This window comes from Alicyclobacillus sp. CIJ1 (genome assembly GCF_057538885.1).
This window is the reverse complement of sequence record NZ_BAAJPH010000117.1, coordinates 20,956-34,127: the sequence shown is the minus strand read 5'-3', so window position 1 is coordinate 34,127 and position 13,172 is coordinate 20,956. Positions and strand designations below refer to the sequence as shown.

The following is a 13,172-nucleotide window of genomic DNA, read 5'->3' as shown; positions in this document are numbered from 1 at the left end:
TTTGGGAGGGATGGAAACGGTGACAAAGGCGCAGCAGGCGTATGAACAGTGGTTGCAACAACCGCATCTGCCTGAGGATCTCCGCGCGGAACTCGAGCGCATTCGCGGCAACGATGCCGAGATCGAGGAACGCTTCGGAACGGACCTCGATTTTGGCACGGGTGGGCTTCGCGGCATCATGGGCGCGGGGCTGAACCGGATGAACGTGTACACAGTGCGGCGCGCCACGGCGGGCCTGGCGCTTCACTTGAAGGAGCGCTTTGGCGAGGACGCGGCTACGCGAGGCGTGGCCATTGGCTACGACGTGCGGCACAACTCCGCCACGTTCGCCGAGGCTGTGGCCCTGACGCTCGCGGCGTACGGCATCCGGGCGCATCTGATGCCGGTCGTCTGCCCGACCCCGGAGCTTTCGTTTGCCGTTCGCGATCTCGGCTGCGCGGCGGGCGTCATGATCACCGCCAGCCACAACCCGCCCAAGTACAACGGCTACAAGGTGTACAACGAGCACGGAGGGCAGATCCTCGAGGACGACGCCCGGGACATCAAGGCGCGTATGGAGACGATTCAGGATCTATTCGCGGTTCCGCACCTGGCTCGGGACGAGGCGGAGGCGCGCGGACTTTTCGCCCTCATTCCAGCGTCGCTTCGCGCAAAGTACGTCGAGGCGGTGGTGCGCGAAGTCCGGGATCCGCGCCTTGGCGACGAGCGATCCCGCCTGTCCATCGTCTACACGCCGCTTCACGGCACGGGCAACATCCCGGTGCGAGAGGCGCTTTCTGCAGCGGGCTACACGGACGTCCACCTCGTCGAGGCGCAGGTCCAGCCGGACGGCGACTTCTCGACGGTGAAGAGCCCGAATCCGGAGGAACAGGAGGCGCTCTCGCTCGGCGTGAAGCTCGCGGAGGAGGTCGGCGCGCATCTCGTCATGGGCAATGACCCCGATTGCGATCGCGTCGGGATCGCCGTGCGCGACGCGTCCGGGCGCATGCAGCTTTTGACCGGCAACCAGGTGGGCGCGCTCATCGTCCACTACCTGTGCGAGCGTCATCGCGACACGGGCGGGGCTCAACTTCCGCCCATCGTGTTCAAGACCATTGTCACGTCCGACATGGGCAAGCACATCGCGGAATCGTACGGCGTTCATGTGGAAGAGACGCTCACGGGCTTCAAGTACATTGGCGATCGCGTCACGCGCCACGAGGCGGACGGGACCTATCGCCTGCTCGCCGGGTACGAGGAAAGTTACGGGTACCTCGTGTCGCCCATCGTCCGCGACAAGGACGGCGTGCAGGGCGCGCTCGTCATCGCCGAGATGGCGGCCTGGCACCTGGCGCACGGCCGGACGCTCGTGGATGTGTTGCGCTCCTTGTATGAGCAATACGGCTGGTACGGGGACAAGCTCGTCAACGTGGAGCTCGAGGGCCACGACGGCGTGGAGCGCATGAAGCGCGCGCTCCAGGATCTGCGGGAGCGCCCGCTCGAAGTGCCGGGGCTCGCGCTCGTCGCCGTGGAGGACTATCTCGCGAGGGAGCGGCGCTTCCCGGGGACGGATCGCGTGGAGCCCTTGACGCTGCCGGTATCGGACGTGCAGAAATTTATCTTTGAAGGCGGTCACTGGGCGGCCATTCGCCCGTCGGGCACGGAGCCGAAGATGAAGATGTACTTCGGCGTGCGCGGAAGGAGCGAGGCAGAGCGGGACGAGCTGTTGGACAAGCTGGTCCAGGCGCTCACGGCGAGGGCGCGCATGGAATGACGGCTTGGCGGCGGACGCTCGTCATCCTGTGGTGCGCGAACTTCTGCGCCGCGGCAGGCATGAGCCAGATCATCCCGTTCATTCCGCTCTACCTGGCCGAGCTCGGGCTCCACACGGAGCGGAGCATCGATCACTGGGCGAGCTGGGTCTTTTCCGCGCAGTTCGTCACCTCGTTCATGTTTCAGCCCATCTGGGGCTCGCTCGCGGACCGGTATGGGCGCAAGCCGATGCTGTTGCGCGCCGGCTTCGGCATGGGCGTGATGACGGCGCTCATGGGGCTCGTCGGGGCCCCGTGGCAACTTTTAGTTCTCCGGCTCGTGAACGGCGTCTTCTCCGGGTTCATCGCCATGGCCATCTCGCTTCAGGCCTCGGTGACCCCGGCGGAGAACGCCGGGCGCGCGCTCGGCACGCTTCAGACTGGCAACATCGCCGGATCTCTCATCGGGCCGCTCGTGGGAGGGCTTCTGGCTGAGTGGCTGGGCTTTCGCGGCTGCTTCTTCTTCACGGGCGCGATGCTCGTTCTGGCGAGCCTCATCGTGCTCCTGTTCGTGCACGAGCCGAAAGGGGCGCGGCGAGCGCGGGCGAAGGCCCGGGGATCCTGGAAAAGCCTCGTGGGGCTCTGGCCGGTATTTCTCGGCTCGTTCATGACTCAGCTCGCCATGATGAGCATCGAGCCCATTGTGACCATCTTCACTCGCAGCATCTACCACGGCGCGCACCTCACCCTTGCCGCAGGGCTTGTCGTGGCGACGAGCGGCATTGCGAATCTCATCGGCACGCCGACTTTGGGACGGGTGGGCGATCGCGTCGGACAAGAGCGGGTCCTGCTGCTCGCGCTCTTCGGCGCCGCCTGCGCGTTTGTGCCGCAGGCTCTCGCGCAGGCGCTTTGGCTTCTGCTGATCGGCCGGTTTCTGTTAGGGCTCTTTGTCGGCGGCATGCTGCCGTCGCTGCAGGCGCTCGTGCGCAAGCTCGCGCCGGAAGACAAGCAGGCGACCGCGTATGGCCTGAACTCGAGCGCGACCTTCTTCGGCAACCTCGTCGGGCCGCTCATCGGTGGGCAGGTCGCCGCGATGTACGGGATCCGCTCGGTGTTCTACGTGACCATGGCGCTTCTGCTCCTGAACGCGGCCGTGATCGCGGCGAATCGGCGGCGGCTTGCGCCCCAGGGCGCCGAGGAGGTTTAGGTTCGCCCGAAACTGGCCATGATGGTGGCCAACTGGATGGGGCGGGGAGGCGGAACGGTGAAGGCGCGGTTGGTGCGCGTAGTTCACCTCGTCATCGCCAGCGTCATGCTTGCGTGCACGGCCATCAGCCTGGTGGCCATCGCGCTGGAGCTTGCCGTGCGCCGGTTGCTGGCGTGAGGGTGCGGCCGGGCGAGCGGGGCGGCACACGTCAACGAATGATGGGGGCATAGGCCAGTGGCTGTGCAGGGATTTGCCAAGGACGTCGTGGACGTGCTCGGCGTCAGGTTCCACCGCGTCACCATGGCGGAGGCGGTGGAGAAGATCCTCTTCTGGACGGAGGACGGCGGCCATCACCTGGTGGTGACGGCGGGGCCGGAATTTGTCATGCAGTGCCAGCGCCAGGAGGCGCTCCTGCGCCTCGTCAATTCGGCCGATCTCGTCACCGCAGACGGCATCGGCGTCGTCTGGGCAGCTCGCAGGCAGGGGCGCCCAGTGCCCGAGCGCGTGACAGGCGTGGAACTCGTGCCTCAGGTGCTGTCCGAGGCCATGCGGCGAAATCGGCCTCTCAGGGTGTACCTGCTCGGGGCCACCGAATCGTCGCTCGCTGCGTGCCTGGGGAAACTCAGGGCTGAGTACCCCGCGCACGCGTTTGCGGGACATCACGGGTATTTTCAGCATCCGGATCTTGGGCGGATTCTCGAAGAGATCCGAGCGTTTCGCCCGCATCTTTTGCTCGTTGGAATGGGGCAACCGCGTCAGGAGTTGTTCCTGCGAGACGTGATGGGGAAGCTACCGCCGCTCGTGGGAATGGGCGTGGGCGGTTCCATCGACGTCTGGGGCGGCACCGTGCGCCGGGCCCCAGAGGCGTTTCGCCGCATGAACCTGGAGTGGCTGTACCGGCTCATCACGGAGCCCAGGCGGTTTCGGCGACAACTCGCGCTGCCGAGGTTCGCCTTGAAGGTCATCTCGTCGCCGGCGAAGCGCGAGGCGCCGTGATCGCAGCCTTCCTCAACATTGTCAAGGAAAAATCCTTGACTGCCCAGAGGCCATCGACTACGATAAGGTTTGTTTTGCGATGGACAAGCGGGATCCCCTGGCTTGCCAAATCCTCTGTGCGCCAAAGGAGGCTCCAGATTGGCACAGCGACGCCTGTTTACCTCGGAATCCGTGACGGAAGGCCACCCGGACAAGATTTGCGATCAGATCTCCGACGCGGTGTTGGACGAGATTTTGACATATGATCCGCTCGCGCGCGTCGCGTGCGAGACGTCCGTGACGACGGGGCTTGTGCTCGTCATCGGCGAGATCACCACCAACTGCTACGTGGACATCCCGAAGGTGGTGCGCCGCACCATCTCGGAGATTGGCTACACCCGCGCGAAATTCGGGTTCGACGCCGAGACGTGCGCCGTCATCACGTCCATCGACGAGCAGTCGCCGGACATCGCCCAAGGCGTGGACCGCGCCCTCGAGGTTCGGCACATGACGGACGCGCAGATCGACGAGATCGGCGCGGGCGATCAGGGGCTCATGTTCGGCTTCGCGTGCGATGAGACGCCCGAACTCATGCCGCTGCCCATCTCGCTCGCGCACCGGCTGGCGCGCCGCCTCGCGGAAGTGCGGAAGAGCGGCGAGCTCACCTACCTGCGGCCCGACGGCAAGACGCAGGTGACCATCGAGTACGAGGGCGATCGGCCCGTGCGGGTGGACACGATTGTCATCTCCACGCAGCACGACGAGCAGACCACGCTTCAGACCGTCGAACGCGACATGATTGAGCGCGTCATTCGCCCGATTGTCCCGCCGGAGTGGCTGGACGAGAACACGAAGTATCTCATCAACCCGACGGGCCGGTTTGTGATTGGCGGGCCGCAGGGCGACGCTGGGCTCACGGGCCGCAAGATCATCGTCGACACGTACGGCGGGTACGCGCGCCACGGCGGCGGCGCTTTCTCGGGCAAGGATCCGACGAAGGTCGACCGCAGCGCCGCATATGCGGCTCGTTACGTCGCGAAGAACATCGTCGCGGCCGGGCTCGCAAGGAAGTGCGAGATCCAGCTCGCGTACGCCATCGGCGTCGCGCGGCCCGTGTCCATCTCGGTGGACACCTACGGAACCGGGCAGGTGAGCGACGAGAAAATCGTCGAGATTGTCCGCGAGGTGTTTGACCTTCGCCCGGCGGCCATCATTCGCGATCTCGACCTGCGCCGGCCGATCTACCGCCAGACGGCGGCGTATGGCCACTTCGGCCGCACGGACATCGATCTCCCGTGGGAGCGCACGGACAAGGTGGAGGAGATCCGCCGCCTCGCGCTGAGCTGAGCGGCGAGCCGAGCGCGTTGCCGGCGCTGACAAAAGTTTGTCGCGGCGCCAGTGGACCCTCACAAACACCGCTTTTGGCATCGAATGTATGTGACATCACCCTTACACCCCATGATGTGTGCCTTCCGGCCTTATGCCGGAGGGCATTTTTTTGCCGTCGCGCGCGCCTGGGCGGGAATCTGGTATCATCAAGTGCAAGAGATTGGACATTCGGGGTTGCTTTGAACAAGGGGGATGGAATGACCAACGAACTGCCCATCCGCGTTGCCATTGCGGACGACAATGCGGAATACCGCCTGACCTTGGCGGACTTGTTGGCGTACGAATCGGATATCGAGGTGGTGGCCGTTTGGGCGAACGGCCACGAGGTGTTGCGCGACGTCGAGCATGTACGCCCGGATGTGCTGCTGCTTGACATCACGATGCCTGAGGTCGACGGCCTCTGCGTGCTCAAGGCCGCGCCTCTGCTCGCCTGGCGCCCAAAAATTGTGGTGTTGACCATGCACGAGCAGTCGCCCGTGGTGCTCGAGGCGGTGCGTGCAGGGGTGAGCGGCTACATCGTGAAGGACGCGCCGATGGAGGACCTGCTGCGCGCCATCCGCGAGGCGCACGAGGGCCGCGCCATGGTGCACCCGCAGGTGATGCGCGCGGTGCTCGGCGAGATCGAACGGTACGCCAAGCCGAACGACGGATGGAAGGACCTTCTGACGGCGCGCGAGTTTGACGTGCTGTGCCAGATGGCCGCGGGCAAGTCGAATGAACAGATTGCGGAGTCGCTTCACATCACGCTCAAGACGGCGAAAAATCACGTGTCGCACATTCTGGCGAAGCTCCACGTGTCGGACAGGAGCCAGGCGGTGCTGCACGCGTACAGGGAGCGGTGGATCCTGCCGGATCAGCTTTGAAAGTGGAAGGCCGCAAGGGCCCCCTCTCGCTCCGGTGCATACGCTGGGGCAAGGGGGTGAGCCCGCATGTGGGTGGCGATAGCGTTTGCCGCGGCGGTGGTCGTGTATTTGGCATGCGCGCTGGCGGGACGATGGGCGGGCGGGGCGACGGCTGGGTCGCAGGAGAGCGAGTGGCTTGTCCTGGTGGCCGAGGGCTGCGGCGGCGCCGTGGAGGGCGTGTTGCGGAGGGCTTGTGCGCGGTGGCGGCGCCCGATATCTCGCGTGGTCGTGATCGACGTGGCGCCTGCGGATGAGGCGCGGGCCATCGTCGAGCGGTTGGCGCCGAAGATGGCCTGCGAAGTGGTGTATCTCGCGGTGGCGAACAGGGCGGAGGCGGACCGAGAGGTGGCCGCCATCCGCCTGGGCTCCGCGCCGGACGTGCGCGTCCACGTGATCCACGTGGTGGGCGACGTCATCCGCACCTGCGCCGCGCTTTGAGTCAGAAGACAAACGGCACCGGCGGGCGCGGCTCGCGGCTCAACACGTCGAGCTTCTGCACATAGCGAAGCGCGAGTTCGAACTCGCGCGCCTCCGCGAGCCAGCGGATGAGCAGCTGGCAGGCCCGGCGGTGGAGGGCTGCATCGCCCCACTCGGGGAACGACTGCTCGTACGCGATGAGCCGTTTGCGCAGCGACGCCCGCTCGCGCGGCCGCTTGGCGTAGGCGGCCTCCATGTCGAGGAGGTTGAGCTTAAGCCGCGCCCGCTTCGCGGTGAGGTCCTCAAGGTCTGGCAGTTCGGCCGCAATGGCCTGCGCGCTTTCGAGTAAGGTCGTTGCGCGGTCGATCTCCCCCTCGTCCAACAGGCGGGCGATCTCGTCGGCGAACGCGGCGAGATCGCGCCCGGGCGAGACGGCGGTCATGAGGTACGCGTGCCGGAGCCGGGTGGACAAGCTTACCGCGGCACGGTCCCTCGCAAACAGGCGCGCGTGCAGTGACGCTTGGGCCTCGGCGAGCCGGCCGACAAACAGCAGGGTCGATGCCTGCTCCGCGAGCGCCTTCGCCTGCGCGGGATCGACGGCGAGGTGACACAGCGCGTCCGCGATGAGCTGTTCGGACACGACGAAAAGCGCCGGCGCCGAGGCTGCCATCCGCTCCGCCGCGGCGAGGTAGGGCCTATCCGTAGGCGCCGATGGGGGCTTGGACACCGGCAGCGCGGCGTCCGCAGGCGAAAATTCGGCCCGCAGGCGCGGCTGCGGATCGAAGCTCGTGCGCCGCCACGGGATGTCGAAGCCCTCGTCGTGGGGGTCGAGATCGTCGAGGTGGAGGTACAGTTCCAGCGCCAGCGCGTGGAGCTCGTGCGACGGAATGGCGTGCGTGGCCGCAAGGGCGTCGACGCGCGCGAGGGCGTCCTTCCACAGGCGCACGGCGCCGGGGACGTTGCCGCGATCGCACTCCGCAAAGCCGAGTTCCCGCAAGGCGTAAAACGCGATGCGCGGATCGTTCGCGCCTTGCGCCGCCTCGGCGAGCGGGATGAGCAGCGCCACCGCCTCTTCCTCTTCGCCGAGGCCTCGCAGGGCGCGCGCGAGCGCGAGCCGGTATTCACTCAGGCTGCGCGTGTGGAACGACGCCTCCGGCAAATGCGTGAGGATGTCGCGCGCGCGATGCGGGTGTCCCGCGGCCACGTCGTACTGGGCGACGCGGATGGCCGCCTGGAGCAGGGCGTGCGGATCCGCGCCGGCCACCAGCTTGTCGATGGGCTCGCCGAGGCGATCCGCCACTCGGATGAGGAGCGGGTACGGTGCAAGGGCTCGGCCCGATTCGAGTTCGTCGATCAGGTCTGGGCTGGCGAGATCATCCGCCAGATCCGCCTGGCTCAGTCCGCGCGCTGTGCGGAGGGTTCGGATGGCTTCTCCTATCGACACGTCCACACCCACTTCCTCTAGCTTCCGAATTAAGTTTCACATATTGGCATGGATTTGACAAGATTCAAAGGAATTCTCCATCCTGATCGTGGCCTCGGTCTGTCGCTTCTTGCTACAATAAGGCCAGTACCAGTGAGCGGAGGGAAAACGTGTGCCTACCGTGTTGGTGGTGGACGACGAGGCGTCCATTCGCACCTTGGTGGAATACAACTTCAGTCGCTCGGGGTTTGACGTGGAAACGGTGGACGACGGCCGCGTCGCGTACGAGAAGCTGAAGCAGGGTGCGTCGAAGTATGATCTCGTCGTGCTCGACCTGATGCTGCCGGGGATGGACGGCCTCGAAGTGTGCCGGCGTCTGCGCCAGGAGGGCGTCAAGATCCCCATCATCCTCCTGACCGCGCGGGACGAGGAGGTGGATCTCGTGCTCGGCCTCGAGCTCGGCGCGGACGACTACGTCACCAAGCCGTTCAGCCCGCGGGAGCTCGTCGCGCGAGCCAGGGCGGTGCTGCGCCGCACCGAGAGCCGAGAAGAGGATACCCAGCCCGCATCGAGCGGAAAGGTGCTGCGCGCGGGCAACATCGTGATGGACGTGGCGCGCCACGAGGTCCGGGTACGGGGGCAACTCGTGGAATTTACGCCCAAGGAATTCGAACTTCTGCAATATTTCATGGAGAATCCGGAGCACGTGCTGTCGAGAGATCAGCTTCTGGACCGGGTCTGGGGCTACAGCGCGGCCACGGACACCCGCATCGTCGACGTCCATGTCTCGCATCTTCGCGAAAAGATTGAGGAGGATTCCAAGAATCCCAAGTACATTCGCACCGTGCGGGGCATTGGATACAAGTTCACGGAAGGCACGTCCGGGTCATGATCGCGTTTGCCATCGGGCTCGGCGTCGGCCTCGCCATCGGCGGGCTGTTCGCAATCTGGCAGATGAGCTGGTTTCGCAGCCTCCGGCGCTACCTGCTCGACGCCATGGACGCCATCGTTCAGGGCCGCTACGACGTGCGCATGTACGAGTATCGGAGCCGCCCCGCCGAGATCGCCATCTTCCGCCACTTCAACCGCATGGCCGAGCGCATCCAGGAGACGCTCGCGGATCTGTCGCAGGAGCGGGATATTCTTCGGCATATCCTGCAGAACATGACCACTGGCGTCATCTACCTGAGAAGCGACGGCCAGGTGCAGATGGTCAATCACGCCGCCGAACGTCTGTTCCGCCGGCCCGCGGAGCAGTGGAAGGACCGGGACCATTGGACCGTCTTCCGCAACTACCAGCTCGGCTCGGCGATTGATCACGCCCTTCTCTTCGGCACGCCCTGGTCCGGGGAGTTCCAGATCCGCGAGGGCGTCACCGTCGCCGTGCGCCTCGTGCCCATCTCTGCGGCGCCCCGCATGCGCAGTAAGGCCGACGGTCGGCACGACGTGCTCATGCTCGTGAACGATGTCTCCGAGTGGCGCCGCCTCGAGCGCATGCGGAGCGACTTCGTCGCCAACGTCTCGCACGAGCTGAAGACGCCCATCGCCGCGATTCGCGGCTTCGCCGAGACGCTGCTCGACGGCGAAGTGGACGAGGAGGCGCGCGAAAAGTTTCTGCGCACCATCTATGAGGAGTCGCTCCGCATGGGCAACCTCGTCTCGGACCTGCTCGAGCTCTCGAAGCTCGAGGCGAGCGACAGTCACGTCGATCCCGTCGCCGTGGACCTGTACGAGGTGCTCGTGCGCGCCGTGGATCGCGTCAGGCCTGTCGCGGACGAAAAGGAAATCACCATCGAGTTGCCGCGCGAGCAGCGCCTGCACGTCTGGGCCGAGCCGGATCTCCTGCTGCAGGTGTTTCTCAACCTGCTGACGAATGCCATCCACTACTCGCCGCCCAAGAGCCGCGTCTGTGTCACCTGGGACGTCCTGGTGGATCGGGTGAAGGTGCACGTGAAGGACAACGGCATCGGGATTCCCAAGGAGTCCTTGCCGCGGGTGTTCGAGAGGTTTTACCGCGTGCACAAGGACCGCAGCCGGGCCTCCGGCGGGACGGGACTCGGGCTCGCCATCGTCAAGCACATCGTCACCGCGCTCGGCGGCGAGGTCGGCGTCGAGAGCGAGGAGGGCAAGGGGAGCGACTTCTGGTTCACGCTCTCCAGGCTCGACGCGCGGCCGTGATGGCCTAATCGGAGGGGAGGCGCGCCCGTGCCTCGCGCGTACACGCCGTCGTTCCTCGTGCAACGCTTCGTGCGGCAGACGCTCAACTGGATTTTTCCCTCGAATGATGAACTTTGCCCCGTTTGCAGCCGACTCATCCCGCCCGAGCTCGCCGAGTCCCCACCCGGGAAGCGTGGCGCGATGGGGCGGCTCTGCGCCTTCTGCCAGCAAAATCTCGCGCTCGTGCCCATCCGGGTGCAACATACCCGGCTTCGCGCCGCCGGGCGCCCGATGATGGTCGCGAGCGCCCTCGTCTACGATCACTTCGTCCGCACGCTTATCCGCGCGTACAAGTACGATCGCGTCGTCGAGATCGCCCCTTTCTTCACCTCTGCGCTCGCCGCCACGCGTGGCGCCCATCCAACGGCGGATGTCGTGGTGCCCGTGCCGACCGCGCCGGACAGGCTCCGCATGCGGGGGTACGATCACGTCCTGCTCGTGGCCTCCTCCTTCGCCCGCGCGGAAGGGTTGCCGTGTGCGCAAGCGCTTGCGCGCCTCGGCACATCTGGCCATACCCGCTCGCAGACCTCGAAAGACAAATCCCGCCGCCTGCGCGAACTCGCGGGCCAGTTTGTCGCCGCGAACCCCAGTGCCATTCGGGGCCGGCGCGTGCTGCTTGTGGACGACGTGATGACGACAGGGGCGACGCTCGTGACGTGCGCCCAGGCGCTGTACGGGGCGGGTGCGGGCGCGGTGCACGCCGTCGTGATGGCGCGGGTGGAGTGAGGGCGTGGCGGCCGCGGGTAGGCCGGCGGAGATGCGGCCTGGCGGCGATGGCGTGGCGACCGGCAATCCCGACGATGGCGTTCGGCGATGGCGTGGCAGGATTTTGTCGAGGAACCGCGAATCATGACGGTGGAGGGATGACCGTGGCCATTGCCAATTGCCGCCGATGCGGGAGGCTCTTCAACCGCGTGGGGCGCGACATCTGTCCGGCGTGCGTCAAAGACGAGGACGAGAAACTCGCGACCATCCGGGCGTATCTGCGCCAACACCCACTCGCCAACATCTACGAAGTCGCGAACGGGACGGACGTGTCGTATGACGAGATTGTCCAATTCATCCGCGACGGGCGGCTCTTGTTGCGCAACAACCCGAACATGGTGTACCCGTGCGAGCGCTGTGGCACGCCGACGCAGTCGGGCAGGCTCTGCGCGAACTGCGCGAAGGAGATGGCGAGAGAACTAGACAAGCACGTCCACGGTCAGGATTCGGGCAACAAGCATGGGGACAAGGGCTTTTACAGCCGATCCGACGGGTCTCGGCATTCATAGGGGGCTTCGCGATATCAACCTTGGGTTCCTGTGGACGAGGGTGGATGGGCGTTGCATCGGACGTATGAAGCGTATCAGGCATGGAACCGTCAACGGGAACAGGAGCGAATTGAGCAGCACATGCCGCTCGTCTACCGCTGCGCTCATCAGCTCGTGAAACAGGCGGAGGCGGTTGGGCTGGAATGGGCGGATCTGGTCCAGACGGGCGTTCTGGCCCTGTACCGCGCGGCGGCGTCGTTCGACGAAACGCGCAACAGGGCGTTCGGCGCGTACGCCAAGATGTTTGTGCGCGGCGCCATGCTGGACGAGATCTCTAAGCAGCGGAACGAGTCGCGATCCGTCCGGGACAAATACCGGGACATCCGGCGGGCGGAGGAGCGATTGGCGCAACGGCTTCTGCGCCAGCCGACGATGCAGGAACTGGCCGACGAGCTGAACATCGAAGTCTCCCAATTGTCGGAGTGGTACGTGGAAACGGGCGTGAGGGAGTCGACGTCGCTGGACGCCCTGGTGGAACAGGGAGACTGGCCGGAACCTGAAGACGAAGCCGGAGGGCAACCCGAACTGCATTTCCTCGCGCAGGAGGAGAAGGGCCGGCTGGTGGAGGCGTTGGCGCAACTGACGCAGCGAGAACAGCAGCTTCTTTATCTGTATTACCAGGAGGACTTGACCTTCAAAGAAATCGGCTACGTGCTCGAGTTGAGCGAGTCTCAGGCGTCGCGGATTCACAAGCAAGCGCTGGCGAAACTCAAGGCTCTGTTGACGCGTGATGAAGACGGAAGTTGATGCCGTGTAGCATGCAAGAAGTCGCTCCCTTTTCCGATGTAATCCGTAGAGTCAGTTGAAGCGTGAGCGAATGAGGCGGTGAGTTTTCGTGGGTGGACCTTATCAGATCTCCGGACTCGGTTCGGCAGCCTACCCATCTCCATATACGCGCGTCCACAACGGAGCGCAGGAGCCGGCCAAGGCATCCAGCGGGACGCACGAATCCCGGCAGTCGAAGCTGGACGAGCTGAAGGCCCAGATGAAGTCCGGCGCTTCTGTCGACCTGCATCAGCTCGCGGACGCCATGCTGCGCAAGGGCCGCGTGATCGACGTTCAGGCCTAAGGAGCGGTGAGCGATGGTGGACATGTCAGCTCGTCAGGCGCCGCAGAGGCTAGTGGAGCTTCTCCGGGAACTCTTGGCGCTGGAGCGGCAGTTGGCTTTGCGGCTTAGGAAACAGCGGCAGCCGTTGATCGAAGGCAAGCCGCAGATGGCACAACAGCAGGTGGCGGAAGTGCGGCGGCTGTGCCAGGCGATTGCGGAGGCTGAAGCGCGGCGTCAGGCATGGACGGCGCGCTTTTGTGCTAAGCGCGGCCTGGATGCGGCAAACGCGCGGCTGGAGGATCTGGCCGAGCATCCGGACCTTCTGGAGCACCGCGCCGAATTGATTTCTATCTCCTCTGAACTCCGCCAGGCTCTTCTTGAAGTCGCGGCGCTTCGGGATGAGATCCAGGCGCTCGCCGCGCAGGCCAAGGCGTATTCAGACGTCGTACTCCAGGCTATTCGAGACTCGGCTCGCAGGGGGCCCTACGCAAACGCGTTTCGCGGTGGCCATTTCATCGATGCGCAAAGCTGAGACGGATCGAGGTGAGCCT

14 protein-coding genes are annotated in these 13,172 nt (G+C 65.4%); 13 read left to right on the top strand and 1 reads right to left on the bottom strand.

Annotation, left to right across the window (positions count from 1 at the left end):
• Positions 1-10: 10 nt before the first annotated feature.
• From AC27E8_RS09005 to AC27E8_RS08980, 6 genes are all read left to right on the top strand, one after another.
• Positions 11-1,753, top strand: coding sequence for a phospho-sugar mutase (locus AC27E8_RS09005; RefSeq protein ID WP_487099249.1), 1,743 nt, complete (start codon positions 11-13; stop codon positions 1,751-1,753).
• Positions 1,750-2,937 carry an MFS transporter gene (locus AC27E8_RS09000; protein ID WP_487099250.1) on the top strand — a complete coding sequence of 396 codons (1,188 nt, stop codon included), beginning with the start codon at positions 1,750-1,752 and terminating at the stop codon, positions 2,935-2,937. The genes AC27E8_RS09005 and AC27E8_RS09000 overlap by 4 nt, the downstream gene beginning before the upstream one ends.
• A gap of 234 nt (positions 2,938-3,171) precedes the next feature.
• Positions 3,172-3,933 carry a WecB/TagA/CpsF family glycosyltransferase gene (locus AC27E8_RS08995; RefSeq protein ID WP_487099251.1) on the top strand — a complete coding sequence of 254 codons (762 nt, stop codon included), beginning with the start codon at positions 3,172-3,174 and terminating at the stop codon, positions 3,931-3,933.
• A 138-nt stretch (positions 3,934-4,071) separates the two neighbouring features.
• On the top strand, positions 4,072-5,259 hold the full coding sequence (gene metK / locus AC27E8_RS08990; protein ID WP_041695477.1) for a methionine adenosyltransferase: 1,188 nt from the start codon (positions 4,072-4,074) through the stop codon (positions 5,257-5,259).
• A 239-nt stretch (positions 5,260-5,498) separates the two neighbouring features.
• Positions 5,499-6,164, top strand: coding sequence for a response regulator (locus AC27E8_RS08985; protein WP_487099252.1), 666 nt, complete (start codon positions 5,499-5,501; stop codon positions 6,162-6,164).
• A gap of 66 nt (positions 6,165-6,230) precedes the next feature.
• A complete protein-coding gene (locus AC27E8_RS08980) occupies positions 6,231-6,641 on the top strand; it encodes a hypothetical protein (RefSeq protein WP_487099253.1) in 411 nt (136 codons plus the stop codon).
• Between the two features lies 1 nt (position 6,642).
• Here the strand turns inward: AC27E8_RS08980 and AC27E8_RS08975 are convergent, their stop codons facing one another.
• On the bottom strand, positions 6,643-8,070 hold the full coding sequence (locus AC27E8_RS08975) for a helix-turn-helix domain-containing protein (protein ID WP_487099254.1): 1,428 nt from the start codon (positions 8,068-8,070) through the stop codon (positions 6,643-6,645).
• A 145-nt stretch (positions 8,071-8,215) separates the two neighbouring features.
• On the opposite strand from AC27E8_RS08975, the gene AC27E8_RS08970 reads away from it, so the two are divergent.
• The 7 genes from AC27E8_RS08970 to flgN all read left to right on the top strand — a co-directional run bounded on the left by AC27E8_RS08970 (position 8,216) and on the right by flgN (position 13,153).
• On the top strand, positions 8,216-8,935 hold the full coding sequence (locus tag AC27E8_RS08970) for a response regulator transcription factor (RefSeq protein WP_041695476.1): 720 nt from the start codon (positions 8,216-8,218) through the stop codon (positions 8,933-8,935).
• Positions 8,932-10,221: a two-component system histidine kinase PnpS gene (gene pnpS / locus AC27E8_RS08965; protein WP_487099255.1), complete on the top strand. Its 1,290-nt coding sequence runs from the start codon at positions 8,932-8,934 to the stop codon at positions 10,219-10,221. Before AC27E8_RS08970 ends, pnpS begins: the two co-directional genes overlap by 4 nt.
• A gap of 27 nt (positions 10,222-10,248) precedes the next feature.
• A complete protein-coding gene (locus tag AC27E8_RS08960) occupies positions 10,249-10,986 on the top strand; it encodes a ComF family protein (protein ID WP_487099256.1) in 738 nt (245 codons plus the stop codon).
• Between the two features lie 137 nt (positions 10,987-11,123).
• Entirely contained in the window at positions 11,124-11,534 is a 411-nt protein-coding gene (locus AC27E8_RS08955) for a TIGR03826 family flagellar region protein (RefSeq protein ID WP_487099257.1), read from the top strand.
• A gap of 51 nt (positions 11,535-11,585) precedes the next feature.
• Positions 11,586-12,320 carry a sigma-70 family RNA polymerase sigma factor gene (locus tag AC27E8_RS08950; RefSeq protein WP_487099258.1) on the top strand — a complete coding sequence of 245 codons (735 nt, stop codon included), beginning with the start codon at positions 11,586-11,588 and terminating at the stop codon, positions 12,318-12,320.
• 88 nt (positions 12,321-12,408) lie between these two features.
• Positions 12,409-12,642 (top strand): hypothetical protein, encoded by a 234-nt coding sequence (locus AC27E8_RS08945; RefSeq protein WP_487099259.1) that lies wholly within the window; start codon positions 12,409-12,411, stop codon positions 12,640-12,642.
• 13 nt (positions 12,643-12,655) lie between these two features.
• A complete protein-coding gene (gene flgN, locus AC27E8_RS08940; protein ID WP_487099260.1) occupies positions 12,656-13,153 on the top strand; it encodes a flagellar export chaperone FlgN in 498 nt (165 codons plus the stop codon).
• Positions 13,154-13,172 lie beyond the last annotated feature (19 nt).